Source organism: Streptomyces sp. CO7, from assembly GCF_053474865.1.
In genome coordinates this window covers 109785-110541 of record NZ_JBRIOU010000004.1, presented here as the reverse complement: position 1 = coordinate 110541, position 757 = coordinate 109785, and the positions used below count along the sequence as shown (strand labels likewise).

1 protein-coding gene is annotated in these 757 nt (G+C 73.6%); it reads left to right on the top strand.

What is annotated here, in order from left to right; genetic code table 11:
- Positions 1 to 757 (top strand): signal peptidase I (gene lepB, locus ACOV8S_RS13180; RefSeq protein WP_448318014.1); only part of this gene is annotated, 757 nt, incomplete at both ends.

Genomic DNA, 757 nt, shown 5'->3' with positions numbered 1-757 from the left:
GGGGGAGGGGCCGGAGCCCGCCGGACCCCCGCCGGGCCGGGCCGAGCGGCGCAGGCTGCGCCGCCGGGTCCAGCGACGCCGCCGGCGGGCGCTGCTGAAGGAGATACCCCTGCTGGGCGGCGTGGCGCTGCTGATCGCGCTGCTGCTGAAGACCTTCCTGTTCCAGGCGTTCGTGATCCCCTCCGGCTCGATGGAGCAGACGATCCGGATCGGCGACCGGGTGATCGTCGACAAGCTTTCCCCGTGGTTCGGGTCGAAGCCCGAGCGGGGTGACGTCGTGGTCTTCCGCGACCCGGGCGGCTGGCTGGGGCACGAGGAGGTCGCCGCGCTCACCGACGAGTCGGCGGTGACCCGGCGGATCAAGGAAGGTCTCGCCTTCGTGGGCGTGCTGCCGTCGGCCGACGAACAGGACCTGATCAAGCGGGTGGTGGGGGTCGGCGGCGACCACGTGATGTGCTGCGACGCCGAGGGCAGGATGACCGTGAACGGCACTCCGCTCGACGAGGACTACCTCCATCCGGGTGACGATCCGTCCGCGATGCCGTTCGAGGTGACGGTCCCCGAGGGGACCCTGTGGGTGATGGGCGACCACCGGTCGCGGTCGGCCGACTCCCGTGAGCACCGCGACGGACCGTACGGCGGGGCCGTCGCGGAGGACCTCGTGGTGGGCCGGGCGGTCGCGGTGGCCTGGCCGCTGGGGCACTGGGGGCGCCTGACCGCGCCGGAGACCTTCACCTCCGTCCCGGGGCCGGGAGGG